This window comes from Marinobacter sp. LV10R520-4, from assembly GCF_002563815.1.
GTDB lineage: Bacteria > Pseudomonadota > Gammaproteobacteria > Pseudomonadales > Oleiphilaceae > Marinobacter.
On sequence record NZ_PDJM01000001.1, the window covers coordinates 670041 to 696481 of the forward strand.

The 26441-nt window shown below is 56.3% G+C and carries 22 protein-coding genes and 3 pseudogenes; 7 read left to right on the forward strand and 18 right to left on the reverse strand.

Going from position 1 to position 26441, the window contains the following annotated elements; all coding sequences use genetic code 11:
* Nucleotides 1–99: 99 nt before the first annotated feature.
* The 5 genes from ATG98_RS03195 to ppk2 all read right to left on the reverse strand — a co-directional run bounded on the left by ATG98_RS03195 (nt 100) and on the right by ppk2 (nt 5476).
* Nucleotides 100–621 (reverse strand): hypothetical protein, encoded by a 522-nt coding sequence (locus tag ATG98_RS03195; RefSeq protein WP_098422121.1) that lies wholly within the window; start codon nt 619–621, stop codon nt 100–102.
* Nucleotides 591–1661, reverse strand: a complete 1071-nt coding sequence (locus ATG98_RS03200; RefSeq protein ID WP_098422122.1) for a hypothetical protein — start codon at nt 1659–1661, stop codon at nt 591–593. Before ATG98_RS03200 ends, ATG98_RS03195 begins: the two co-directional genes overlap by 31 nt.
* Before the next feature lie 558 nt (nt 1662–2219).
* On the reverse strand, nt 2220–3266 hold the full coding sequence (locus tag ATG98_RS03205; protein WP_098422123.1) for an alpha/beta hydrolase: 1047 nt from the start codon (nt 3264–3266) through the stop codon (nt 2220–2222).
* Nucleotides 3267–3891: 625 nt separating this feature from the next.
* A complete protein-coding gene (locus tag ATG98_RS03210; protein WP_098422124.1) occupies nt 3892–4344 on the reverse strand; it encodes a GatB/YqeY domain-containing protein in 453 nt (150 codons plus the stop codon).
* Nucleotides 4345–4645: 301 nt separating this feature from the next.
* Entirely contained in the window at nt 4646–5476 is an 831-nt protein-coding gene (ppk2, locus tag ATG98_RS03215) for a polyphosphate kinase 2 (protein ID WP_098422125.1), read from the reverse strand.
* 162 nt (nt 5477–5638) lie between these two features.
* Here ppk2 and ATG98_RS03220 point away from each other — a divergent pair, with 162 nt between their 5' ends.
* Together ATG98_RS03220 and ATG98_RS03225 are read left to right on the forward strand one after the other, a co-directional pair.
* Complete coding sequence (locus tag ATG98_RS03220; protein ID WP_098419472.1) at nt 5639–7447, forward strand: Na/Pi cotransporter family protein; 1809 nt, start codon at nt 5639–5641, stop codon at nt 7445–7447.
* A gap of 62 nt (nt 7448–7509) precedes the next feature.
* On the forward strand, nt 7510–7755 hold the full coding sequence (locus tag ATG98_RS03225; RefSeq protein ID WP_098422126.1) for a hypothetical protein: 246 nt from the start codon (nt 7510–7512) through the stop codon (nt 7753–7755).
* Here ATG98_RS03225 and ATG98_RS03230 read toward each other — a convergent pair.
* Nucleotides 7733–8932 (reverse strand): annotated as a pseudogene (locus tag ATG98_RS03230) (inorganic phosphate transporter); the annotation flags it as partial. The gene ATG98_RS03225 and the pseudogene ATG98_RS03230 sit on opposite strands and share 23 nt — an antisense overlap.
* 260 nt (nt 8933–9192) lie before the next feature.
* Here ATG98_RS03230 and ATG98_RS03235 point away from each other — a divergent pair.
* Both ATG98_RS03235 and ATG98_RS03240 read left to right on the forward strand, forming a co-directional pair.
* Nucleotides 9193–10652: pseudogene (locus tag ATG98_RS03235) on the forward strand (IS66-like element ISMrsp4 family transposase).
* Between the two features lie 44 nt (nt 10653–10696).
* Nucleotides 10697–11752, forward strand: a pseudogene (locus ATG98_RS03240) (NAD(P)-dependent alcohol dehydrogenase).
* 149 nt (nt 11753–11901) lie between these two features.
* On the opposite strand, the gene ATG98_RS03245 reads toward ATG98_RS03240, so the two are convergent.
* Together ATG98_RS03245 and mpl are read right to left on the reverse strand one after the other, a co-directional pair.
* Nucleotides 11902–12579 carry a flavin prenyltransferase UbiX gene (locus tag ATG98_RS03245; protein WP_098419475.1) on the reverse strand — a complete coding sequence of 226 codons (678 nt, stop codon included), beginning with the start codon at nt 12577–12579 and terminating at the stop codon, nt 11902–11904.
* A gap of 38 nt (nt 12580–12617) precedes the next feature.
* Entirely contained in the window at nt 12618–14012 is a 1395-nt protein-coding gene (gene mpl, locus ATG98_RS03250) for a UDP-N-acetylmuramate:L-alanyl-gamma-D-glutamyl-meso-diaminopimelate ligase (RefSeq protein ID WP_179888032.1), read from the reverse strand.
* Nucleotides 14013–14176: 164 nt separating this feature from the next.
* On the opposite strand from mpl, the gene ATG98_RS03255 reads away from it, so the two are divergent.
* Both ATG98_RS03255 and ATG98_RS03260 read left to right on the forward strand, forming a co-directional pair.
* Nucleotides 14177–15439: a 6-phosphofructokinase gene (locus ATG98_RS03255; protein WP_098419477.1), complete on the forward strand. Its 1263-nt coding sequence runs from the start codon at nt 14177–14179 to the stop codon at nt 15437–15439.
* 158 nt (nt 15440–15597) lie between these two features.
* A complete protein-coding gene (locus ATG98_RS03260) occupies nt 15598–16824 on the forward strand; it encodes an EAL and HDOD domain-containing protein (RefSeq protein ID WP_098422127.1) in 1227 nt (408 codons plus the stop codon).
* Between the two features lie 6 nt (nt 16825–16830).
* On the opposite strand, the gene ATG98_RS03265 is transcribed toward ATG98_RS03260, so the two are convergent.
* Entirely contained in the window at nt 16831–17082 is a 252-nt protein-coding gene (locus ATG98_RS03265; RefSeq protein ID WP_098419479.1) for a GrxA family glutaredoxin, read from the reverse strand.
* Nucleotides 17083–17285: 203 nt separating this feature from the next.
* Here ATG98_RS03265 and ATG98_RS03270 point away from each other — a divergent pair, with 203 nt between their 5' ends.
* The gene (locus ATG98_RS03270; RefSeq protein WP_098419480.1) at nt 17286–17753 is read left to right on the forward strand and encodes a YqaA family protein; all 468 of its coding nucleotides are present in this window, start codon (nt 17286–17288) and stop codon (nt 17751–17753) included.
* On the opposite strand, the gene ATG98_RS03275 is transcribed toward ATG98_RS03270, so the two are convergent.
* The 9 genes from ATG98_RS03275 to rsfS form a co-directional block, all read right to left on the reverse strand.
* The gene (locus tag ATG98_RS03275) at nt 17702–19138 is read right to left on the reverse strand and encodes an ABC1 kinase family protein (protein WP_098422128.1); all 1437 of its coding nucleotides are present in this window, start codon (nt 19136–19138) and stop codon (nt 17702–17704) included. The genes ATG98_RS03270 and ATG98_RS03275 overlap by 52 nt on opposite strands.
* Before the next feature lie 120 nt (nt 19139–19258).
* Entirely contained in the window at nt 19259–19912 is a 654-nt protein-coding gene (gene lipB, locus ATG98_RS03280) for a lipoyl(octanoyl) transferase LipB (protein ID WP_098419482.1), read from the reverse strand.
* Nucleotides 19913–19914: 2 nt separating this feature from the next.
* Nucleotides 19915–20184, reverse strand: coding sequence for a YbeD family protein (locus ATG98_RS03285; RefSeq protein ID WP_098422129.1), 270 nt, complete (start codon nt 20182–20184; stop codon nt 19915–19917).
* A 27-nt stretch (nt 20185–20211) separates the two neighbouring features.
* Nucleotides 20212–21378 (reverse strand): D-alanyl-D-alanine carboxypeptidase family protein, encoded by a 1167-nt coding sequence (locus ATG98_RS03290; protein ID WP_179888034.1) that lies wholly within the window; start codon nt 21376–21378, stop codon nt 20212–20214.
* 79 nt (nt 21379–21457) lie between these two features.
* Nucleotides 21458–22426: a septal ring lytic transglycosylase RlpA family protein gene (locus tag ATG98_RS03295; protein ID WP_098424357.1), complete on the reverse strand. Its 969-nt coding sequence runs from the start codon at nt 22424–22426 to the stop codon at nt 21458–21460.
* Between the two features lie 112 nt (nt 22427–22538).
* Entirely contained in the window at nt 22539–23681 is a 1143-nt protein-coding gene (gene rodA, locus ATG98_RS03300; RefSeq protein WP_098422130.1) for a rod shape-determining protein RodA, read from the reverse strand.
* Entirely contained in the window at nt 23681–25585 is a 1905-nt protein-coding gene (gene mrdA, locus ATG98_RS03305) for a penicillin-binding protein 2 (RefSeq protein ID WP_098422131.1), read from the reverse strand. The genes rodA and mrdA overlap by 1 nt, the downstream gene beginning before the upstream one ends.
* Before the next feature lie 21 nt (nt 25586–25606).
* Nucleotides 25607–26077 carry a 23S rRNA (pseudouridine(1915)-N(3))-methyltransferase RlmH gene (rlmH, locus tag ATG98_RS03310; protein WP_098422132.1) on the reverse strand — a complete coding sequence of 157 codons (471 nt, stop codon included), beginning with the start codon at nt 26075–26077 and terminating at the stop codon, nt 25607–25609.
* Between the two features lie 2 nt (nt 26078–26079).
* Nucleotides 26080–26436, reverse strand: a complete 357-nt coding sequence (rsfS, locus tag ATG98_RS03315; RefSeq protein WP_098419487.1) for a ribosome silencing factor — start codon at nt 26434–26436, stop codon at nt 26080–26082.
* Nucleotides 26437–26441 lie beyond the last annotated feature (5 nt).

Here is a 26441-nt window from a genome sequence, read left to right on the forward strand (position 1 = left end):
GCAACCGCTATTACCGCCGGCGTCTGTGGCACTGAATCCTTTCAATGCCACAGACGCAAACGTTAACCGAGGTGCTGGGCGCTCCATTGTTCGTCTTGGTCAGTTGGCCGATTTACGCGTGGTTTCCGGTGCTGTCTCCTTCAAGCGATTCGTCCATTGCTGAGCAGATTCGGTATTGCCCGCCTCATTGGCAGCGCGCAAGGCACCAGCCAGTGTGTTATAGCGTTGAGGCCAGGTCTGATCCGATCTTTCGTAAGCAGCGAGGGCCTCAATCGGACGGTCAATGGAGAGTAGTAGGTCTCCCAGTGACTCGTAGGGTGGCAGCAGAGAGCCTGGTGTCACAGGATGCTTTTCCACCGTAGCTTCAAGCTCCCCGGCAGAGTCCATCAATTCGATGGCGCGTTCCGGGTCACCTTCAGCATTGGCGATCCAACCGGCAAGAATTCTGCGATCAACCTCCAGATAAACTGAAAAGCGCTTATCGGGTGCTGATTTTGCGCTTTCCACCAGCGTCGCCATGCGCTGTTCCGCTTGGCGGGCGGTCGCAAGATCACTGGTATGTAAAGCACCCAGACCGCGGGCAAACCAGCTCAGCCCGTCCGGCCAGGCAAACTGTCCCAACTGATGTATGCGGGTTCGCGAGGCATGAGGGCTGCGGCGGCTTCCCAGTTTCGATTCTCAACAGCCAGTCTGGCCGGTATAGACGCCAAGTGGTAGGCCCCGGGGAAATTGCCCTGCTGTGGTCCGTTGGCCTGTGCCGTTTTCCAGACGGCTTCAGCCGCCTTGTCCTCTCCGCGTTGGAGATGTCCGTAGACCAGGTAGTCCAGTGCGTGAATGTAGTGAAAGGATGTGGCGCCATCCACTTTATGATCTTTCGCAAATTCAGCGGATCGGCGATTCCATTCAATCGTCCTGGGCCAGTCGCCAAGCCGCACATAGATGTGGGAAGGCATATGCAGGGCATGGGGCACGTTGGGAGCAATCTCCCCGTAGGAGTCCACAATTTGTGTGGCATTTCCCCCGCGGCCATCGGCATCGGTTGCGTGAATGGTGTAATGGACAGCCCCCGGATGGGTCGGCTCGGTTTTCCAGGCGGAACGCAGTACTTGCTCCGCCTCATCGTGCAGGGCTTGCCGATTGTCGGCGGAAAGCGCCAGCGTCAGGCGTGAAAGGGCATAAAGCGTGGCCACGTTGAGATCTTTCGGGAAGGCCTGATAGGCCTTTTCCATACCAGCTATCCAGCCTGCAAGGCGCTCGCGGACCTGATCGGTTTCCGGCTCGAAGAATGCGGCGGTTGCCTCAATCAGCAGTTTCTCCCGCTCGTCCTCGACGGTTGCACGGGCTTTTCCGATCGCCTCTCGTCCCCGTGTGATATCCGCTGCACTCGGGGTTGTTCCCCACAATGGCTGTAACAGCGAGGTGGCGACACCCCAATGAGCTGCGGCGCAGCCCGGAGCCGTTTCGGTAATGGTTTCGAATTCAGCACCCGCCTGGGTGTACATCATGTGATGCATCATTCCCAAGGCGTGATCGATGTCAGGACGCAGGTTCTCGGCACAATTGGCCTGAAAATCAACAGCGCCGGTGTCATCCGCGGCGCTAGCCGGAAGAGTCATACCGAATGAGACTGCAAGAATGGCATAGCGTAAGTAAGAATTCATGACAAGACTCCTGAGGACCGTGATGGTTTGGAGCGGGCATGACATAAATCGGGTCAAGGACTGAATATCATACTGCCAGTGGTGGCCATGCATGCGCAGCCTGCCATTCTGACGTTACGCCTGTTTCGTTCACGTGGCGAGAGAAAATCTTCGGCCTGGGACATGGATGCCACCTTCCGCCAGTGTATAAATCTGTCCTGGTTTTACCGACCTATCTTTGTTTTTTACACCGCAGTTCCAAGTCATGATCGTGGTATTTTGTTGCGTAAAGTCACTGTCGGAACCCGCACGACCGCCACCTCCGGTCTCGTCACCATAAGAGGGTTTCCACAACGAGAATGTCGGCCGCCTTTAGTTTCTCCCAGATCGCAGGCTACTCGTCTATGGCCCATCCATGCCCGGTCCCATCAGGACAGACGCCCGGTGGAACGTCGTGTGCAGCCAAATGCAGGTGAAAAGCGACAATCGTGAGGTCATTGAATAGAAAAAGGGGCCAGATTTATTTTTCAGGCAAGGTAAGCCAAAAAAAAGATCTGACCACCAACGTTGCAGTGGTGGTTATTCCGTGAAGTGATCCTTCAGGAAGTTTGCAGCCTCAGTGATCGCCGCCGTCGTCGCAGGCGTCTGCGCGTAGGCGTTGAGCATCACAAAATCATGCGTCGTGAAACCGTAACGCGTGCTCTGCGTCTTCACTCCGGCCAACGTCAACTTAGACGCAAAGGCCTCACCCTCATCGCGCAGCACGTCATTGGCATCAGTGATGACGAGCGATGGCGGCAGGCCTGCAAGTTCTTCCGCACCGTAGTTCAGCGGCGAAATCGAGGGATCGCCGATGTCAGTATCCTCTTCCAGGTAGGCCTCCCAGAACCACGCCATGCTGGCTTTGGTGAGCCATGGCCCCTCTGCGAACAGCTCGTACGAGTGGCTAGTCAAGTCTGCGGTGGTGACCGGATAGAACAGGACCATCGAGTCGAGCGCCAGACCATCGGCTTTGGCGCGCACGGCGCTTACGGCTACCATCTGACCGCCGACCGAGTCGCCTGCGATGGCCAGTTGGTTGGCATCAATGCCGAACTCGGCGGCGTTCTCTGAAACGTATTTCAACACGGCATAGACCTCATCCAGCTGAGCGGGATGCTTCTGCTCGGGCGCGGGGCTGTATTCCACAAAGACCATCGCTGCATTCGCCTGTGTCGCCAGATCACGCATCAATCTTTCATGGGTGGCAAAATTGCCGAGCACCCAACCGCCACCGTGGAAATAAACAACGCCCGGCAGTGACTCGCCTTTATTACCCGCAGGGCGGACGGTATAGACCTTCACCTCACCGATGGGACCAACCTTGAGGGTCATCTCCTTAACGTCCGCGTCGGGCATGGTGGTGTTGCCCTTGGTCTGGGTATCGATCAAGACCTGACGCGCCTTTTCATAGGGCAGCTGGTTAATTGGCGTCGACCCTTTCAGACTATCGATGAACTGCTGTGTGGTCTGTTCCAGCACGACAGCAGGAAGATCGGTATTCGGTGCTGTAGTGTCCTGCGAGAAAGCGAAAGTTGGCATGGCAGCAATGACTACGCTGGTTGTGAGGGTGCGAAGGATGGTCATATAAGTCTCTTTGTAATATGAAGTTAACATTTAACGCCAGGGCCCACATCGGTTTGATAGGGCGATGCGTCCAGCCAAACTTCGTGTGCTTGAGCAGATGTTATGCCCCGCGACAACAAAGCTGTTAAGGACACAAGCAACTATCTTCTGACCTACGTTTGTCTGTCTGTTCGTTAACGCACGCACCGCCCTAGCTACTGGCCAACTAATCCAGGATCAGCGCAAGTCAGTTTTACTGTCTAAACTAAACCGAAATGACTGGTTATCAGGAGCGCCGTATGCACGAACTGGATCGCTATATCTGCCCGCCTGGGTTTTGTGGTGCTGCATGTGTCTGGTGCAATGTGCCACTGGAAAATAAAGCGCGGTAGCGTTATAAAGCGTATGAGCCTGCTCGATTAAGAAATAAGATCACGGCAGATTTTCGGGAATAATTTGAGCCCTGCGAGCAGAGCATTGTGAACGGCCTTGGCCGGAGTGCAGGATTTTGAAGCATTGGCCGGAGGCTGAACTATGAGGGAAGCGAAGGAGAGCATGAATCACTTTAGGGATAAAATCATTCCCTATTGTATTCAAACCACGGACCTCCATTCGCCTCTGAATTCCGCAAATTCACGCAACGGTGTCAGGCCAGCGCAGCCCGCACCTTCTTGCCCAGATGACCCATGTCGACCCGACCAAGTACCTGAGGGCGCAGCTCGTTCATCACCCGGCCCATGTCCTGCATTCCCTGGGCATCGGTTGAGCTGATAGCGCCACGGACCAAGCCGTCCAGGTCGTCTTCAGTCAGGGCGGCGGGCATGAATTCCTCAATAACCACCATTTCCTCCCGCTCGATGTCGCCCAGTTCCTTGCGACCGGCATCGTCGTATTGACTGGCAGAATCGCGGCGCTGTTTAAGCATTTTGTCCAGCACCTTCAGAACGTCTTCGTCATTCACCTCGCGGCGCTCATCAATCTCGATCTGTTTGACCGCGGCCTGAACCAACCGCAGGGTGCCAAGCCGAAATTTTTCCCTACTCCGCATCGCGTTTTTTACCGCGCTGCTCAATTGTTCCTTGAGTGATAATTCCGCCATGGTCGAACTCCTGTTCCATAAGTTAAAAGGACTAGTTTCGCATTAAACGAAGAAGTAGGTGTGTTTGTCATCACCAAATTAGAGGCTGCAAAGACTTCGACAAATCAAAACCCAACGGCTGCCGAAAGCTCATCGCCTCTGGAGCAACGAGCAGCCAGCCCAGAGCGCCCACATTTGCGAGAACAGCCAGCCATCCAGAATGGCAAAAAGTACCCGCTACCGAGCGCAAGCCGTTAACCAAGGCGACTTGATCAGGCCTAACTAGCCTGTTGGGAGGTGGCAGCAGTCTGAGCGAAAGCCCTCAATACAGGCGATCGATATAGGACTCGTGCGGCTTCGCCGTACGGTTGTCGTCGTGCGACCATTCGCGCGGAGGCAGGTCCGGGACAGGCGGCAGATCGCGGCTATAATCGAATTGCTCCAGCAGATTGCTGATACAGTTCAACCGGGCATGGCGCTTAACGTCGGCGTCTACCATCCGCCACTGTGCGTATGGCAGGTCCGTGTAACGCAGCATTTCGTCCTTGGCCCTTGAGTACTCGGCCCACAGTTCGCGCGACTTGAGATCCATCGGGGATATCTTCCAACGCTTGGTAGGGTCAGCGGCACGCGCCTGAAAGCGCTGCTCCTGGACTTCCTCGCTGACCGAGAACCAGTACTTCAGCAGAATAATACCTTCCTTGACAAGCATGCGCTCGAATTCGGGGCAGGTGTGCATGAACAGCGCGACCTCCTCGGCCGTAGCGAACCCCATCACCCGTTCAACGCCGGCCCGGTTGTACCAGGAGCGGTCAAACAGCACCATCTCGCCGGCCGCCGGCAGGTGGGACACGTATCGCTGAAAGTACCACTGGCCACGCTCGCGATCGGACGGTTTGCCAAGTGCGACCGTACGCACAATCCGAGGATTCGTCTTCTCGGTAATGCGCTTGATGGTACCGCCCTTGCCGGCGGCATCGCGTCCCTCGAATAAGACCACGATGCGCAGGCCTTGGTCGGTAATGGTGCGCTGAAGCTTGGCCAGCTCCTCCTCCAATCGTGCCAGTTCCTCCTCGTAGATTCCCTTCTTCAATATACCGTGCTTATCATAAGCATCGTCGCTGAAGCGACGACTCGGCGACAATGACTGCATGCAACTTCTCCAGATTGACTGTCCGGCTCTTGACTTCCTGAGCTTACTTACATTACAGAAATGTGACAAAGTAGTATATGTAATCGACTCCTGCCATATCGATGGCGTCGCGCCCTGACTGCGCGAAGTCAAACCCGCGCCAATAGCGGGAAGGGTAAGCCAATGAACTACCGCCAACTCGTCCTCGCCGGAATACTCAGCCTTCTGGCTTTTGCACTCTGGACGAGCCCCGAATTCAAACAGATTGCCGCCGGTGTTGCGATCTTCCTGTTTGGCATGCTCTCACTCGAGAACGGGTTCCGCCAATTCACCGGCGGATTCTTGGAAAATGTGCTGCGCCGAACAACAGACACGATTCCGAAGAGTCTCGGTTTCGGCATCGTCAGCACCGCTATTATGCAATCCAGCTCCCTGGTATCGGTCATCACGATATCGTTCGTGAGCGCCGGCCTGCTCCCCCTGATCACCGGCATCGGCATCATTTTCGGAGCCAACCTGGGCACCACAACCGGCGCGTGGCTGTTCGCCACCATCGGCATGAAAATGAGCCTCTCGGCCTTCGCGCTGCCCATGCTCGTCTTCGGCGTTGTGCTGAATTTCCAGCAACCCCGCGCACTGAAAGCCATCGGCGCGATTCTGGCCGGTCTCGGGTTTCTGTTTCTCGGCATCGATTTCATGAAGGAGGGGTTCATAAGCTACCAGTCGGCGGTCGATCTGCGTGAATATGCGATGACGGGCGTAACCGGACTGCTTGTTTATGCGGGGCTCGGAATTCTGGCGACGGTCATCATGCAGTCGAGCCACGCAACGCTGGCTCTAACCCTGGCCGCCCTGGCCACAGGCCAGATAACCTACGAGAACGCGCTCGCCCTGGCTATCGGTGCCAATATCGGCACAACGGTGACCGCGCTGATCGGCGGTCTTGGCGCAAATATCGCCGGCAAGCAACTGGCAGGCGCCCACCTTTTGTTCAATATGGCGACGGCGGCGATCGCCTTGATACTGATCGAGCCCCTGCGCTGGTCCGTTGACTTTCTGTCGGCGCTCATGTCGATCGCCGAAGATGATTATACGGTCAAGCTCGCCATGTTCCACACCCTGTTCAACTGCCTGGGTGTCGCCGTGATGTTGCCACTTATATCGCGGATGGCGAGCGCACTGGAACGCTGGTTGCCGGAACGAGAAGAGGAATCCGCGGCGCAGCCGAAGTACCTGAACCCCGCTGCGATGGACTCCCCCGATAGCGCAAACGCAGCAGTCCGCCGGGAAGTCTGGCACCTGTTTGACCAGGCCTTCGCCATCCTCGCCCATGGCCTCCACCTGCACCGCGAACAGATCCGCAACTGCGATGACCTGGAAGCAACGATCAATAACAGCCGAGAGCACATCAACATCAACATCGACTTGGTCTATCGGCAGCGCGTCAAGCGCCTTTATAGTGCTATCCTCGATTTCATTTCCGGGCGAATGACGCGAATATCGTCGGCCAGTTCCACCGAAGCACTCTACCGCCTGCAGCACGCCGCCGGCGAAATGGTGGAGGCCATCAAGCACGTTAAGCACCTGCGCAAGAATCTCACTTTCTACATGGTTGCGGATAACACCGCTATCCGTAAAGAGTACAACGATCTGCGGCTGCGGGTCGCGATGGTGCTGCGGGAAACCCATCGGTTTTACGAGGGCAAATTTGACGACGCCAGCACGGCCATACTGGAGCTCGACGAGATCGCTGTACGTGCCCGAGTGGACCGCGAATCCATGGTCGCGCGCGTCACGAAACTCCTCGGCGCAAAGCGGATCGACTCAGCAATGGCCACTTCCCTGCTCAACGATTCCGCTTATGCCAGCGAGACAGTGGATGCTATTCTGACCGGAACACGTGCGCTCCTGACAGCCACGGATGTGGAAGCCGCCCGGACCACAGAGGCACTGTCTGTGAGCGATGCAGGCCAGGCAGACATCATCGTCTGACGCGCAATGGGCTCGTGACGGCGTCCCCGCCGACCAATCTTCGAACACGGAGGATTCAGGCAATGGGTTTCAAAGACTTGGTGGCAACGTTCGACGATGCACTGCGCAAACACGACAAGGGCAATTCCCTCAAGCGCAAGGAACTGAAGCATCTCGAGCAGGCACTGAAAAAAAAACGAGCGAAATATCGCGAACGGCTGAACTCCGGCTCGTCAGAGGAAACACCCGCCCAAACCGAGGTTCGCCTGCGCGTAGTCGAGGCGCAACTCGCTAAGCTGCGCGAGCTCAGGGCAGAAGCATCCCTCTGATAGTATAGAACAGTAAAGCCGCTAGCAGTCCCGATACCGGTACCGTAATCAACCATGCAGCCACGATCTTGAACAACGCCGATCGCTTGACGAGCTCCTCGCGGTACACTTTTTTCAGGCCCTTGCGGTCTTTTTTCGAGATCGGCGAGGTGCTGGTGCCATCCTTTTGCTTTTTGAGATTCCCGAGGATTTCTCCCTTCCCTTCGAACGAGGTCTCATCGAACTCCTTAAGCAGACGCTCTACTTTTGCCCGGCTTTCTCCGGCATGGTGCGCCTTGATCTCGTCAATCTTCTGGCGATAGGTGGTTTTGAGATGCTCGCGCAGAAAGCCGACTCCGAACACACCCCCTATGGCAATGTGGGTCGAGCTCACGGGAAGGCCCAGCTGGCTTGCGATAATAACGGTAACCGCCGCGGCCATGGCCACGCAGAAGGCACGCATGCGGTCGAGTTCCGTGATCTCCGATCCGACAGTGCGTATAAGCTTGGGGCCATACAGTGCCAGGCCGAGTGCAATCCCGAGTGCGCCCACCAACAACACCCAGATAGGGATTGCCGCCTTCGCCGCCACGCCACCTTGCAGCACAGCTTCATTGATCGCGGCCAGCGGCCCTACCGCGTTAGCAACGTCATTCGCCCCGTGCGCGAAGCTCAGAAGCGCAGCCGAAAAAATAAGCGGGAAGGTGAAAAGGCTGTCGACTCCAGCTTTACTGTTTTCCACCTCGGCCGACGGACGGGCAATAAGCCATTTTGTGAGCCACCATACGATGGCGCCAACAATCGCGCCAAATCCGCCCGCAGGCAATAACCCGATGTCGACGACCTTACCTAGCCCCTTTATCAAGAGATACGTGGCAAAGACCCAAGCCATTATTGCGACGAACACCGGTACGTTCTTTCTGGCGGCTTGAGCAATGTCCTGCTTGTAGGTAATCTGGCGCTTAATGAGGCACAGGGAAAGTGCTGCAATGACCCCACCCAGCACCGGCGATATAACCCAGCTCGCGACGATCTGGCCAAACTGGCTCCAATCCACTATATCTGCGCCACCCGCCGCGATACCCGCGCCCATGACACCGCCGACGATTGAGTGGGTCGTGGAGACGGGCGCTCCGACGTATGTGGCCGTATTCAGCCAGAGCGCTGCGGCAAGCAGTGCCGCCATCATAAGCCAGATGGTAACTATTCAGCTCAAATTTTCTAAAAAAGTTCTTGACAGGGTTTTGACTTCAATTCCGAGAACTTTGGCCGCACTCAGTGCGAGGCCATAAAGTCGTGCGCAGAACCTCCACCATCCTCTCGGTGCAGTCTTGTGCTGTCGCTCATCCCCTGGGCGCAGTGGCCTTGAAAAAGTCGCTCAAATCCGCGTTCAGGACGAAAAATTCGACCTGAAAAAGTCGTGCGATAATAAGGCATCACTCGACGGTACTCAGACCCATGAAGATCAGCAACATTGATGTCGACGCCGCGCTGGCGAACGTCAGACACCAACTCCAAGCAGACACAACCGTCGCGCCTTCCATGCGGACGGCCATCGAGTTGCTGATTGTGCTGGTCCAGATACTGAGTGGGCGGATTAACACCCACAGTGCCAACAGCAGTAAGCCGCCGTCTCAGGATCCGAACCGCCCCAGACAGAACCGTTTGAAGAGCGGGCGTAAGCCAGGCGGGCAGCCCGGCCGCGTTGGGAAGACGTTGCAACCGGTGGTAGATCCGGATGCCATCCAGCGGGTGAAAGTGGATCGGCGCACCTTACCCAAAGGCGGCGCATTTCGGGTTGTGGGCTTCGAGAAACGTCAGGTCGTTGATCTGGACATCCGCCGTTTTGTCACCGAGTACCAGGCCGAGATCCTGGAAAATGCCCAGGGGCAACGTTTTGTGGCGCCTTTTCCGGTCGGTGTAGAACGCTCGGTTCAGTACGGCCCGCAGCTGAAGGCCCACGCGGTCTATCTGTCGCAATACCAGCTCCTGCCCTATGATCGCATCCGCGAGTACTTCGAAGACCAGGTCGGCATCCCGCTGAGTGTCGGCTCACTGTTCAACTTCAATCAGGACGCTTTCAATAAGGCCGCTGAATTTGAGCCGTGGGTCAAGGATCGCCTGGCCGAGGCGTCGGTGGTTCACGCCGATGAAACAGGCGTGAACATCGGTGGTCAACGTCACTGGCTGCACGGCGCATCGAATGACCGACTGACCTGGCTTGCGCCCCATGCACAACGAGGTCAGCAGGCGATGAATGCGATCGGCATCCTGCCGCGCTTCAACGGTGTGCTCTGTCACGATCACTGGAAGCCGTATTACCGTTATTCATGCTTGCACTCTCTGTGCAATGCGCACCACCTGCGAGAACTTCAGCGCGCCTGGGAGCAGGATAAACAGGTGTGGGCTCAGCGGATGCAAACTCTACTGAACATCATGACCGACAGCGTCGACGACGCCGGCGGCTGCCTGCCACCGGACAAAGCGCAGCGGTGGCGCAAGGGGTGTACCGACGCTGCCTGGCAAAAGCGCAAAAAGAGTGCCCGCCGCCGGATGAAAGCCAACGCCAGGGCAAACCCGGGCGACTCAAACGCACGCGGGCACGCAATCTGCTGGAGCGGCTGATCGCCTACGAAGCGGATGTGCTGCGCTTCCTCGACAATCCAGAGGGTCCGTTTACCAACAACCAAGGTGAGCGGGACATCCGTATGTTCAAAGTGCAGCAAAAAATATCGGGTTGTTTTCGATCCTTTGAAGGAGCCGAGATCTTCTGTCGCGTGCGCAGTTATCTGTCGACGGCGCGTAAGCAGAACGTGTCTGCCTCGAAAGCCCTGATGCATTTGTTCGAGGGGAGTATGCCGCCGTTCATGGCGGTGGGTGCGGGTAATGATACGACCGTTTTAAATCAAACCAGCTGAATAGTTACATATGATTTAACATCCGTTGAGGAGCAGCTACAGACATGGCCAACACCAAAGCATACGCCGCACAATCTGTGGAATCAGGCGTCGCACCGTTTGGTTTCGACCGCCGGGAACCTCGGCCCGACGATGTATCCATCGAAATTGATTACTGAGGTGTCTGCCACACCGATATTCATTTCGCGCAGAATGACTGGGGAGTGACTGTTTACCCGGTGGTTCCGGGCCATGAGATTATTGGCCGGGTTACCTCTGTAGGCAGCGATGTCTCAGCCTACCAAGTTGGGGATACCGTTGGCGTGGGTTGCATGGTGGACTCCTGCCGCACCTGCTCCGCCTGCGAATCCGGCCTTGAGCAGTATTGCAAAGAGGGTATGACCGGCACCTACAACGGCGAAGATCGTTACGATCAATCCGTCACTTTTGGTGGCTATTCAGACAACGTGGTCGTCAGCGAGCGTTTCGTGGTCAGGATACCGGAGAAGCTGGACCCCGCCGCCGCTGCACCGCTGCTTTGTGCCGGCATTACCACCTATTCCCCACTGCGCCACTATGGTGTCAAAAAGGGTGACAAAGTGGGGGTCATCGGGATGGGCGGCCTCGGCCATATGGGCGCGAAGATCGCCAAGGCGCTGGGTGCTGAAGTGACCATCTTCACCCGTTCTGAAAGCAAGGTCGCAGAGGCCAAGAAACAGGGCGCCGACCATGTGGTGATTTCCACCGATGAGCAGCAGATGAAGGATGCCACTGAAACTTTTGATTTCATGCTGGATACAGTGCCGGTTCAGCACGACCTGAACCCCTACCTGAACTGCCTCAGCCATGATGGCACCCACATTCTGGTGGGTCTTCTGGAGCCGATTGACCCCGCGCTGGAAGCTGGCAATCTGGTCCTTAAACGTCGGGTGTTGGGCGGTTCGCTGATCGGTGGCATGCCAGAAACCCAGGAAATGCTCGAATTCTGCGCTGAACACGACATTAGCTGCGATATCGAGATGCTCGATATCAAGAATATCAACGAAGCTTACGAGCGCATAAAAAAAGGCGATGTGAAGTATCGCTTCGTGATTGATATGGCAACTTTGAAAGACGCCTGATTCAATAGAGAAGCTGGGACAAAGCTATTTTTAAGCGCCTAACCCGCCGCAAAAGAAAACGTTGCAGAACTCTACCAGCGGTTTGTCTTGCCGCTTCTGTAGGGTTGAAGTGATCACTCTTTCTACAGCGACCGCTAGGGCCCCAAAGCTCACGCCCCCTTAAGCTTGCGCGCCACCCGTTCTTCGCCCCAGCGCGGCATCAGTTTCTGATCAACACCCAAGTGATCCAGCAAACGCGCCACCACAAAATCCACCAGATCGTTGATGGTTTCCGGGTTGTGATAAAAGCCCGGGCTTGCCGGCATGATGACGGCGCCCATGCGGGTCAGTTTCAGCATGTTCTCCAGGTGCACTTCTGAATAGGGCGCCTCCCGCGGCACCAGTATCAGCTGGCGGCGTTCTTTCAGGGCTACGTCCCCTGCCCTTTCTATCAGGTTGTTGCTAGCGCCTGTGGCCAGGGCCGACAGGGTGCCGGTGCTGCAGGGGCAAATCACCAGCGGGGCTTTTTCGCCGGAACCGGAGGCCGGCGGTGAAAACCAGTCTTCGCGGCCAAATACCAGTACCTGGCCTGGGGCTGCCTGGCTGTATTCGCTCAGGCACTGTTGCATGGCCGGCGGTGTGCCGGGCAACTTCAGGTCGGTTTCGGTGGCAATCACAATCTGCGCGGCTTTGCTGATCATCACCTGAACCCGGCAGCCGGCGGCTACCAGGCATTGCAGCAGACGCAGGCCGTAAGGCGCGCCAGAAGCGCCGGTAAACGCCAGATTGATGACTCGCTGGGCATTGTCTGTTGCTGCTGTGTCACTCACTGCGGGCACCTCACTCATGCACGGCTTGCTCCGATTCCAGGGCTGCGTAATTTGAATTACCCGTTGATACGTTCGATTTCAGCAATCAGTCGTTGATGAATGCCGCCAAAACCACCGTTGCTCATAATCACAATGTGGCAGGGGCTGGGTAAGTCGGCCATTACCCGCGCAATCACATCGTCTACCGATGCTTCTACCTGATGCAAGCTACTGTCGGCGTTGACCTGTTGCCAGCGCTCAACCAGTTCCGGCAACCAGCTGGAATCGTTCAGGTTGGCCCAGAGCACGCGATCGGCGGCGGCCGCGCTGGGCAACAGGGTGTCGCTGTGTACGCCCTGTTTCATGGTATTGGAACGGGGCTCGATCAACGCCAGCACCGGCTCGTCGCCCACCTGTTTACGCAATCCGTCCAGGGTAGTGGCGATGGCTGTGGGGTGATGGGCGAAGTCGTCGTATACCTTGACGCCATTGATGTCCGCCAGCAGCTCCATACGCCGTTTTACTCCCGAAAACCGGCACAACGCGCTAATGGCATGATCTGGAGTAACGCCCACATGACGCGCTGCGGCAATGGCCGACAGGGCGTTACGCACGTTGTGCAGGCCAGTTTGGGCCCACTTTACGGCGGCCACCGGTTGCTCGTGATGCAGCACCATGAAATGGCTGCCGTCGTCGCTCAACAGCTCGGCTCGCCAGTGGCTTGGGCTGTTTGCTTCACCACCAATAGAAAGCGTTTGCTGCGGGGTCCAGCAGCCCAGGGCAATGGCGTTGTCCAGGTGGCTATCCAGCGTCGGGCGCAGAATCAAGCCCTGGGACGGCACGGTGCGAATCAGGTGATGGAACTGGCGCTCGATGGCTTCTACGTTGTCAAAAATATCGGCGTGGTCGAATTCCAGATTGTTCAGAATCAAGGTGCGAGGGCGGTAGTGGACAAACTTCGAACGCTTGTCGAAAAACGCGCTGTCGTATTCGTCGGCTTCAATCACAAAAAAGTCACTGCTGCCCAGGCGCGCAGACACCGGCAAATCCTTCGGCACGCCGCCTACCAGATAACCGGCGTCAAACCCGGCCTGCTCCAGTATCCACAGCAGCATGGCGGTGGTGGTGGTTTTGCCGTGGGTGCCGGCTACCGCCAGCACCCAACGCTGGTGTAACACTTCCCGTGCCAGCCATTCGGGACCGGACATATAGGGAATATTGCGGTTAAGCACCTGTTCCACTTCGGTGTTACCGCGGGACATGGCGTTGCCGATCAGCACCAGATCGGGCCGCGGTTTGAGGTTGTCAGGGTGGTAACCTTCAATCAGCTCGATTCCCTGAGCTTGCAGCTGGGTACTCATGGGCGGATAAACGCCTAGATCAGAGCCTGTCACCTTGTGCCCCAGCTCACGGGCCAATACGGCCAGGCTACCCATAAAGGTGCCGCAAATACCCAATATATGAATGTGCATGAAACCGACCGCCTCCTGATAAAAACGCTGCCAAGCGTCCCCCATACGCTGCGGTCCGTCAAGCATGCGATGCTGACCGTTTCAGTTTTACCGGTCATGAAAATTGCCGGCAATTGTCGTATCATGCGCACCATCGTCGAACCAGTGAGAGGCTTACCTGCCAGATGGCCATTAAAAACGCATTTTACGCACAATCCGGTGGCGTTACCGCCGTTATAAACGCCAGCGCCTGTGGCGTTATTCAAACCGCCCGCCGGCACCCCGACAAAATCGGCAAGGTGTACGCCGGTCGTAACGGTATTCTCGGTGCGCTGAAAGAAGAACTGATCGATACCAGTCTGGAATCTGACGACGCCATTGCCGCCCTGATGCATACCCCCGGCGGTGCTTTTGGATCCTGTCGCCACAAGCTGAAAAATATTTCCGAAAACCGCCGCGAATACGAGCGTTTAATTGAAGTGTTCCGCGCTCACGACATCGGTTATTTCTTTTATAACGGCGGTGGCGATTCCCAGGACACCGCTTACAAGGTATCGCAGATCAGCGAAAAAATGGGCTATCCCATTACCTGCATCGGTGTGCCCAAAACCGTTGATAACGATCTGCCCTTCACCGACTGCTGCCCCGGCTTTGGCTCGGTTGCCAAGTACATTGCCATCTCCACGATGGAAGCCAGCCTGGACATCAAATCCATGTGCGAGACCTCCACCAAGGTGTTCATTCTGGAGGTGATGGGCCGCCACGCTGGCTGGATTGCAGCCTCCGGCGGGCTTGCCGGTCAGGGCGAAGGCGAGCCGCCGCACATTATTCTATTCCCGGAAATCCCGTTTGATCGAGAGGCCTTCCTGGCCCGGGTGGATTTTTGCGTGAAGGAATACGGTTATTGCGTCATTGTTGCGTCCGAAGGCGCCCAATACGAAGACGGCCGCTTTCTGGCGGAAGCCGGAGCCCGCGACGCCTTTGGCCACACCCAGCTAGGTGGCGTTGCACCGGCGCTGGCAAATCTGATGAAGCAGGCTCTGGGCTACAAGTACCACTGGGCCGTAGCCGATTACCTGCAGCGCAGTGCACGCCATATCGCCTCGGCCACTGACGTAGAGCAGGCCTACACCGTTGGCAAGGCGGCAGTGGAAATGGCCATTGCCGGCAAGCAGGCGCTGATGCCCATCATCGTTCGCGAGCAAGCCAAGCCTTATCGCTGGAGAGTGGGCGAGGCACCGCTGAGCGAAGTGGCTAACCAGGAAAAGAAAATGCCCATTCACTACATCACCGATGATGGCTTTGGCATTACCCAGGACTGCCGTGACTACCTGAGCCCGCTGATTCAAGGCGAAAGTTTTCCACCTTTTGAAAACGGCTTGCCAAAAGTAGCCAAACTGAAAAACCAGCTGGTAGAAAAGCGCCTTAAAACTGCATTCGAACTCTGAGACAACCCCTTCATTACTCAGTGCGGTAGCCCCCGGCTGCCGCACTGCCAGCGTCGCAGTCAAAAAAATATCCGGTGTTTGAGCGGCAGCTGCTTTATTGTATGCTGAGAACTGTCTTGGCTTTGAAGCCAGTGTTATTCCCTGGGTGCTAATGATTCATGCCGAACTCACCAAAACCCGATACTAGCTCTTATTGCATTGCTCTGCAGCCAATTTGCGACGCCAATATGGCCCACGTGGCCGACGAGCTGCTTTACCGAGCCACCTCAGGCGCGAGTTCCGCTGTTATAGAAAATGGCCTTACCGCCACTGCGCGGGCCTGCAATGCGGCCTTTTACGAAGCCGGTATAGAATCACTTTGCGGCCGTAGGCAGCTGTTTTTCAATGCCCCGCGCGAATGGCTGTTGAACCCGGCATTACTGCCGCCCAGCCCAAAGCAGGTGGTTATTGAGGTACTGGAAAGCGTAGAGGGTGACGAAGAGGTCCTTGCAGCACTGAGGCATATAAAATCCCAGGGCTACACCGTAGCACTGGATGATTTTGTACTGACCGACTCCACCCAACCGCTTTTGGACCTGGCCGACATTATCAAACTGGACATGCTGGAGCAGCCTCCTACCAGAAAGCAGGTAGAACACTACCTGGCTCGCGGCATCACCCTGCTGGCCGAAAAGGTGGAAACCAAAAAAGAGTTTGATCAGGCCAAGGCCATTGGATTTACTCTTTTTCAGGGTTACTTTTACGCCCATCCGGAGACCCGTCAATCCACCGCCTTCAAGCGCGGGCGCAATCAATCGGCACAACTTCGCCTTCTGGGCGAATTACAAAAACCCGAAGCGGACTACAACGAACTGGAGCGGTTGCTGGTGCAGGAACCCCAGCTGGGGGTGCAAATGCTGCGTACAGTGAATTCGGCAAGCTACAATCTGTCTCAGAAAATCGTTAGTTTGCGCCAGGCCATGGGACTTCTGGGGCTGAACCGCCTTCGTAATCTGGTCACCATGCTGGTACTGGCTCATGACGACCCGTGCAACATGTTGCTATTGCCACAGGCGCTGACCCGTGCAGCCATGTGCGCACGGCTGGCCGCACGAGACTGCAAGGAGAACAAAGAGCCCGCATTCATGGTGGGCTTGCTGTCGATGGTTGATGTGCTGCTCGGCCAAAAGTTGGAGCTGTTGTGTGACCATATCGCCCTTGCTCCAAATATCAGGCAAGCTCTGCTTGCTCACAAGGGCCCTCTCGGCAAGACCCTTCATTTGGTAAAAGCCTTTGAGAAGGGCCGCCTGAAAAATGCCAGTGACGAAACGGTCACCACACTTAACCAATATTTTCTGGAAAGTCGGATCTGGACCAATCAGGTTCTGGATGGAATGGACAAATAGACGCGATTAATGCTCGGCTGTTTCTTGCTGGCGTACAAAAGCGGAGAATTCATCATAACCGCCAATGTGTTGTTCACCCACGAAGATCTGCGGCACAGTATGAACAGGCTTGCCGATTTTCTGAGCAATGTCCGCCTTGGTAATGTCTTCTTCAATCATGTCGACCCATTTGAACTCGAAACCGCGAGCTTCGCACAGACGAATGGCCCCTACGCAGAAACCACAGCTGGTACGACCGAAAATTGTAACCTTTTCCATAACTCGCTCCCGTTATCAATGCTTGCCTGTTCGTTTGACGGCTATTAGCTTGGTGAATGTTGGGTGTGTATTTAAGGATATGATGGCATGGCTGCCAGGGAATGAAAATTGACTGTTTGAATAGACGCGATAGTCTAGTATCAGGTTTAGCCAGCTATGCTGTAGGCCAGGGCTGAGCCAATCAATCCTCAACCGGAGAACCCGTGGTATACCTGACCCTGTTCGCCACTGCTTTTGCCGCTGCTACGCTGCTGCCCGCGTATTCGGAAATCCTTCTGGGCACCCTTCTGGCCCAGGGCTATGGGCCATTCTGGTTGTGGTTTGCGGCCACAACCGGAAATACACTGGGATCTGTGGTGAACGGAATCATCGGGCGCCAAGTGGATCGATTCAAGCACAAGCGCTGGTTTCCGATGACCGAAGTGCAGCTGCACAATGCGCGCAACCGCTTTAACCGCTTTGGCCAATGGTCGTTACTGATGGGCTGGCTACCGATTGGCGGCGACGCGCTTACGCTAGTCGGCGGTATTATGCGCGTGCCCTGGCTGAACTTTGTCATTCTGGTCGGCATCGGCAAGGGTCTGCGCTATGCCATTGTGATGTGGCTGGTACTCAGTGCCTACGGTCCCGAAATCGAGTCGCTGGTGTCTGGTTTAGTGCTCTCGGGATAAAGATAACGCCGTAGCATTGGCTCGCCGTTGAACTCTGACTGCAAAACGGCAATAAACGTGTAAACCCCGATCAACTTGCGATTCAGAAACACGAATTCTTTTGGTGGCACGCGAAAGTAACGACTAATGGCAGAACGAGCGGCCTGGCGCGCTACTCTTGAAGGCAGGTCGCTTTGTTTCCAGCGATACTGGCCTGCGCTGTTCACAGCCTCGGCTGGCCATTCGCTGGGGTCGCCAATCAACGGCTCCAACACTGACATACACACCCGACCAAAGGTTTCCAGCACCTCAGTGGGCCAGTCACGGCTCATAAACCGGAGTTGCACGCCGCCATCGATTACCGCGTCCAGATCGCTTTCATAGGAGGCACGAATCATCTGGATAACCGGCTGTAGAAACTCATCGCTATAGCGCTGCACCGCGCCAAAATCCAGCAGCACAATACGATCGTGGTCTGCTTCTGCGCCCGGCTCCCCGGCCAGGCGAATGCGATAGTTGCCAAAGTTCGGATCGGTCTGAATTTCACCCCAGTCAAACAACTCGCGAAAGAACAGCTCCAACGCGGCCTTACCCAGTTCACTGCGGCGCTCCAACGAGATTCCGGCAACCGTGGACGAATTAACCGAGTGACCGCGCTCATAAGTAGAGGCAATCACCTGGCCGCTGGAGTATTCCGGCAGCACCCGCGGCACAATGAAACGCGGATCGTCTAGCAGCATTTGACGAAAACGTTCAGTGGTGTCAGCTTCCAGGCGGTAATCCACCTCGCGGTGCATCATGACACGCACTTCGTCCAGCCAGTCGTCGAATTCCGGGCCAAAATTAACTAAACGGGCCATTTTCAGCATCTTGGCAACGGAGTTCAGATCGCTGTCGACCGCATCCCCCACACCGGGATACTGCACTTTCAGCACCAGTTCCAGGCCATCACTCAGGCGCCGGGCGCGATGAACCTGGCCCAGTGAAGCGGCGCCAATAGGCTGATGCTCAATGTCCAGCTGCGCCAGGCGCTCATTGCCCAATTCCGATTGCAGCACGCGCTCGATGGCCGGCCACGCCAAAGACGTGGTCTGATCTTCCAGCGTGTGCAGCGCTTCGGTGACTTCATCGGGCAGAAAATGCTCGCCGTACAAGGCCATCACCTGGCCAATCTTGACCACGCTGCCTTTTAGCTGGCCCAGCTCGCTCACCAGAAAGCGGGCCTGGGACGACATCATGGCTTTGTGACGTTGTTCGCGGCGCTCCTTACCACCCAGCCAATTGGTCGCCATGTGGGAAGCCATGCGGGTGCCGGCAAACAGACCGGCACGGGTGAGGCTTAGCCTGCGTTCGAAGCTGCCGGTTTTTATGCGTGAGACAGAGTTGTCTGATCCCTTTTTTGCCATAAATACTCTCCAGCCCTAAATCTCTCCAGCTTAAATGCTCTTTAACTTAAAGACTCTTTAACTCAAATATTCACGAACTTAAACTTTTTTAGCCCGGCATTGCCACATCTTGACGCAGATTTACCAGCTCTGCTGCCAGCTTACCGAGCCCTCGCCTGCCAGGCTATGGCCCAGAGCAGCCACCAGATGTTCGGCAAGCTGCCGCTCTATTTGTGCAAATGTGGCGTGCTGCGCAAAGTCCTGAACCTGGCACATGGCCATACCGGCATAGCCACACGGATTGATTCGCGCGAAAGGTTCCATGTCCATGGCAACATTCAACGCCAGGCCGTGAAATGAACAACCACGCCGCACACGCAAACCCAGCGAGGCGATTTTCGCGCCATCCACATAAACCCCCGGCGCATCGGCCCGCGGCGCGGCGCTTATACCCAAAGGTGCGAGAGTGTATACGATGGACTGTTCAATATGGCTGACCAACGCGCGAATACCCAAGGCACTGCGAGTCAGGTCAATCAACAGATAAATGACCAATTGGCCGGGGCCGTGGTAGGTCACCTGACCACCCCGGTCTACCTGAACCACCGGTATATCACCGGGCGCCAGAATATGCTCGGCCTTACCGGCCTGCCCCTGGGTATAAACCGGCGGGTGCTGCAGGCACCAGAGCTCGTCAGCGCTGTTTTTATCACGGCTGGCGGTGAATGCCTGCATGGCATGCCAGGTTTTCAGGTAGGGCTGCTCACCCAATGAGCGCACAATCAGTTGGCTCACGGTTACAACACCATGTGCACACGGCCGCTGACTTTAAGCTCGTTAAAAAGCGCCTGCAGTTGTGGCTCCCCGGTTGCAACCATGGTCAGCCGCACCGAGCAGAAACGGCCGTTGCGGCTGTCGTTTACAGTCACGGTGCTGGCATCTGGCCTCGGTGCATGGCGCTCAACCACTGCCAGCACAAACTCCCTGAAATCCGGGGCTGCATTACCAATCACTTTGATCGCGTAATCGCAGGGGAATTCGATTTTTGGCGCTTTTTCGTCACTCATCTTGCTGTCCGGCTATAGGGTTATGGCTTACTGAAAAAACTTCACAAAAAACAGTTTTACCGCGTCCCAGATACGCTTGAAAAACCCGCCCTCAGGCACATCTACCAGCGCCAACACGGGCTGATCTACAAGCACTTCGCCCTGAAACGAAACCTTGATGCGGCCCAGTTCATCGCCAGCACTGACCGGTGCTTTAACCACTGAATCCAGGTCTATGACAGATTCCAGCTGATTGCGGGCACTGCGGGAAATGGTGACATAAACATCTTCAAGCACCCCAACCGGCAAGGTGTTGGCAGCACCACCCCAAACCGGCGACTGGATCAGTTCCTGGCCTGCACTGAACAGGCGCTCGCTCTGATAGTAACGGAAGCCGTAGTTCAGCATTTTCTGCACTTCCTGTGAGCGCGACTCCGCACTGCGAGCGCCCATCACCACCGCTATAAAACGGGTGTCATCGCGTTTTGCCGAGGCAACCAGACAATATCCGGCCTCTTCGGTGTGTCCGGTTTTCAGCCCGTCTACGCTGTTGTCACGCCACAACAAGCTGTTGCGATTTGGCTGCCGGATGTTGTTGAAAGTGAACTGCTTTTCGGCGTACATCGGATAGGTTTCAGGGTAGTCGTTGATAGTGGCCTGAGCCAAAAGAGCCAAGTCTTGAGCGGTTGAATAGTGGTTGGGTGACGGCAATCCGGTGGCGTTCTCGAAATTGGTATTGGTCATGCCCAAGAGTTCAGCCTGCTGATTCATGATGTCGACAAACGCACCCTCGCTGCCGGCAACAAATTCCGCCAAAGCCACAGAGGCGTCGTTACCGGATTGAATCACCACTCCACGTAACAAATCTTCTACCGATACGCTGGTGCCCTCACGCACAAAGGTACGGGAACCTCCGGTTTGCCAGGCAGTAACGCTGATGGGCACCATGTCGCCCATGGCAATGCGGCCTTCATCCAGCTCGCGCTCAACAATGTAGGCAGTCATCATTTTAGTCAGGCTGGCAGGCGGCAGGCGCTCGCTGCTGTTGTTTGCCATAATGAAGTGCCCGCTTTTGGGCTCCATCAACACGTAGGAACTGCCGGCAATCTGCGGCGGCGCCGGTATCAGTACGGTCTGGGCCAGTGCGTTGCCAGCGACGACCAGCAACAGTGTGTACACAAAAAAAGCGGAACGGAACAGAGATATAAAAGCCATGGTTTTTTTCATTTATCGGTCAGTGTATGGATAGGATTTACCGGCGGCTCTTCTGCCTAGATAAGCCAGCGCGAATCGGTCAGCGAGCGTCCGTCAGCAAAATGGTTTGATTGAAGCCGTGGGTCTGCAGCAACTGCTGGGCTTGCAGGGCGCTCTGTTCATTGTTGAAAGGGCCGGCCTGAACGCGGTGAAAACGCCCGCTACCGGTGTCAGCCACTTTAACCCGCATGGGTGTCTGCATCTGGTCTTGAACCTTTCGTATCAGATTTTTTGCCGCAACGTTGCTGGAGAATGACGCCAACTGCACGAATACTCCTTGAGCTGCAGACGCGACGGCTGTTGCGCTATCCGGACGTTCTGCCGGAGCCGGAGCCGGCCCCGCCGCCACCACAGGTTCACGCTGAGGTTCTGGGCCCTTGGGCTTTGATTGCACAGCCACCGCTTGCGACCTGGCAGCTCCACCAAACGGTTTATTGGCCAAGAACATGGCGCCGTCCGGGCTAACCGTTATCGCTGCCACTTCTACCTTTGCGACACCCTGGCCCTGGTAACCCAGCCGTTTGGCTGCAGCGTAAGACAAATCAATCATCCGGTCGCCATGAAAAGGACCGCGGTCGTTTACCCGCACAATTACCGAGCGGCCGTTGGCAAGGTTGGTCACCCGCGCGTAGCTGGGAATGCGCAGTGACTTGTGGGCGGCGGTCATCTGGTACATATCGAACACTTCGCCGTTAGAGGTTTTGTGGCCGTGAAACTTTTCACCGTACCAGCTTGCCATGCCTTCGGCCACATACCCGTCGTTGTCGTCCATCACGCTGTATTGTTTGCCCCACACGGTGTAAGACGATTTGTTGCCTGCCCGCCGCGGCTCCTCATGACGAGGTTGCGCATCTTTTAGTCCGGAGGCGTCAAAGTTGCCGTCAGGTGCGCGATCCTGGCTAATTGTATAACGACCGGAATGGTCTTTTTCCGGGGGCGCAGCAGCACAGCCAACCAGCATGGTCAGAGCCCCCGCCAATACGATCCACAGGGCAGGCTTGATGATCACAGTGGGATATCCCCCATAATTGGCAACCGCAAACGCGGACATGGCCCCATTCTAACGGCTGCGGCTGGCACTACGCCATTACCGGGCAGCCATGGTTGTGCTGCTGAACTGTTCACGAACAGATCATGCGGCGGTGGGTGTGAATTGACATCAACACCCCGAAGGCCGCCATAAGGGTAACCCCGGAGGTACCGCCGTAACTGACCAGGGGCAACGGCACGCCCACCACGGGCAACATTCCGCTGACCATACCAATATTGACAAAGATATAAATGAAAAACGTCATGGTCAATGCACCTGCCAGCAAGCGACTAAAAGAATCCTGGGCAGAAACTGCGATGTGAAGGCAGCGCAGAATAATCAGAAAATACACGGTTAGCAAAACCAGCATGCCGACAAAGCCAAACTCTTCCGCCAGCACAGCCACAATGAAGTCGGTGTGGCTTTCGGGCAGAAATTCCAGACGCGACTGGGTGCCGTGTAGCCAGCCCTTGCCATCGTAGCCACCGGAACCGATAGCGGTTTTAGACTGGATGATGTTCCAGCCTGCCCCCAGCGGGTCGCTTTGCGGATCCAGCATGGTCAGCACCCGCTGTTTTTGGTAATCGCGCATGCCGTACATCCACATCACCGGCGCCGACACCGATACCAACGCAAAAAATGCCGCAATCAATTTCCAGCTGATACCGGCAAAAAACACCACAAAAATACCCGCCATACCGACCAGCAGGGAGGTGCCCAAATCAGGCTGTTTGACGATCATCGCCATAGGCACCAGCACAATGGCCATTCCCACCGCCAGATGACGCAACCGTGGCGGCAAATAATGGCGCGACAAATACCAGGCCGCCATCATTGGCACCACCAGCTTCATGTATTCCGAAGGTTGAAACCTGGGCAAACCGGGAACCGCCAGCCAGCGCTGGGCGCCCTTGGCACCAACGCCCACCAGCAGCACAGCCACCAGCGCCACCAGGCCGAGGGTGTAAAACAACGGCGCCCAGCGGCGAAACACGGCGGGGTCAAGCTGGGCCAGCACTACCATTACGACGAAGGCAATTCCCAGACGAATACCCTGAGCCTTGACAACGTCTATATTGCGATCGGCACCGCTGTAAAGCACAAAAAGGCCGCCACCCATCAGCATCAGCAGCAACACCAGTAGAGTGGGGTCAAGATGCACCGTGGCCCAGAAACCGCGGGGGTTTTCCAAGGAGCTGCTGTCGGTGCCGTGTAATATATCCCGATTGGCCATCAGCGAGGGTCCTCAACATTGGCGATGTCTGTGGCGGCGCCCTTTCTATCACTCCCGCCTTCGCCGAATTCCAACAGCCAGGCGTCAAACAGGGCGCGCGCCACCGGCGCAGCAGTACTGCTGCCACCACCGCCGTTTTCCACAATCACCGACACGGCAATCTGTGGGTTATCAACCGGCGCAAACCCAACAAACAGCGCATGATCACGCAGCCGCTCTTTCACCTCCTCTGCATCGTACTCTTCATCTGCAGCTAAGGAAAAAACCTGGGTCGTGCCGGTTTTACCGGCCATTCGGTAGCTGGCATTTGCACCAGCGGCTCGGGCGGTTCCGCGCGCGCCGTGCATCACATCGACCATGGCCTCCACGACAAACTCCCAGTCATCCGGATTCTTCAGCGTTAAGGGCGCGTGATTTTGCTCCGGTAAAAAACTCGTGAGATCGTTGTTGCCGTCAATACTTTTTAGCAGCCGCGGCTCTATCCAATAACCACGGTCGGCAATCAGCGCCGTGGCCGTGGCCAACTGCAAGGGCGTGGCCAGCATAAAACCCTGACCAATACCCAGATTAACCGTGTCACCGGGGTACCAGGGCTCCTGGCGGGCGCCCTGCTTCCATTCCTTCGAAGGCAGCAGACCGCTCAGCGCCCCTGCTACGTCCAGCGCAGCGTCTTCACCGAATCCAAATCGAGAAAGGTAGTGGTGAATGGTATCAACCCCCATGTCCACCGCGATTTGGTAAAAATACACATCGTTGGATAGGGCCAAGGCCAGGTTGAGATCGACCCACCCATGCCCCGAACGTTTCCAGTTCCGAAAACGCCGTCCAGACGAGTTAAGCTGGAAATAACCTGGATCCCACACCCGGCGTGTGCGATTTGTTGCACCGCTATCCAGTGCCGCAATCGCCAACATCGGTTTCAAAGTAGAGCCAGGGGGGTACTGCCCACGAAGAGCACGGTTGAACAGCGGTTTGTCGCGGCTTTCACTCAGCTCGCGATAGTCCTCTACGCTGATGCCGGTCACAAACTGATTGGCGTCAAACCCCGGCACACTGGCCAAAGCCAGAATACCGCCTGTTGCCGGTTCAATCGCCACAATAGCTCCGCGCCGACCGTCAAGCAGCTTGTGGGCCAGCTTCTGTAAGCGCAAATCCAGATGCAGCTGAATATTTTCACCGGGCACCGGATTTTGGCGCTCCAACACCCTAAGGGTGCGGCCACGAGCGTTGGTTTCAACATGCTGATAGCCTACCTTGCCATGCAGCAGCTGCTCATAAAAACGTTCAATTCCAGATTTTCCGATGTAATTGGTACCGGCGTAGTTAACCGGATCAATGCGCTGCAGCTCACTTTGATTAATACGCCCAACGAAGCCCAGGGCGTGGGCGGTCAATTCGCTGTGGGGGTAGTAACGCACCAACTCGGCCTGCACTTCCACGCCCGGTAATTCATGGCGCAGCACCGCTAGCCGGGCTATTTCCTGTTCGTTAAGGTCATAACGCAGAGGCAGTTCCTGAAACGGACGGCGGCGCTCTTTCAAGCGGCGCTGAAAACGCTCAAGATCTTCATCGGAAATGGACAGAATGGTTTGCAGGCGCGCCAGGGTAGCGCTCATATCAGCGATGCGCTCAGGCACCAGAGTCACACTGAACACCGGGCGGTTTTCCGCCAGCAGCACGCGGTTGCGATCGTATACCAACCCCCGGGGCGGGGGCACCGACTGCACCTGAACCCGGTTCTTGTCTGATAGCGTGGTGTAAATCTCGTGTTCTACCACCTGCAACTGGTACAGGCGCGCAATCAACGCCCCCGTTAGCAGCACCACAATAATCAGCATGACCAGGGTGCGGCGCTGGAACAAACGGCGTTCAGCGGCTATGTTCTTGAATTCACCCCAAGGCATGAAGCACTCCCATCGTGCGCCTTACGCCCTGTGGTAAGGATGGTTGCGGGTAATGGACCAGGCTCGGTATAGCTGCTCCGCTAACACAATGCGTACCAACGGGTGAGGCAGCGTCAGCGGCGATAAAGACCATTGTTGGTCAGCGCGCTGACGACAGGCGTCAGCGAGCCCGTCCGGCCCACCCACCAGAAAGTTGACGTCGCGGCCATCCTGTTGCCAGTTTTCCAGTTGCGCAGCCAACTTTTCGGTCGACCAGGGCCGCCCTTCCACTTCCAGCGCTACCACCCGGTCTTTCGGTTGGGTAGCAGCAAGAATGGCATCGCTTTCGCGCTGCATAAGTCTGGGGATGTCCGGGTTTTTACCCCGGTGTGCCATGGCGATTTCGACCAGTTCCAGAGATAACTCCGGAGGCATGCGACGCGCGTAATCCAGGTAACCGGCACTGACCCAGTCTGGCATTTTTTGCCCCACGCAGATCAGACGTAAACGCATGGTTATTCGCCGCCCGCGAGACCAAAATCAGGTGCCGGAGCGTCACGCCAGAATCGTTCCAAATCGTAGAATTCGCGCGCCGCCGGCATCATCACATGCACCACAACATCACCCAAATCCACCAGTATCCAGTCGCTGCCGCCAGCGCCTTCTAAATGATCAACCCGAACACCCTGCTCTTTTGCGTCAACGACGACCGAATTGGCCAACGCTTTCAAGTGTCGGTTGGACGTGCCAGACGCCAAAACCATGAAGTCGGTGACACTGGTGCGCTCGCGCACATCAATGACACTTAAATCCTGGGCTTTTACATCTTCCAGCGCGTTTACTACCAGATCTTTCAGTTGTTCGGCCTGCATAATCA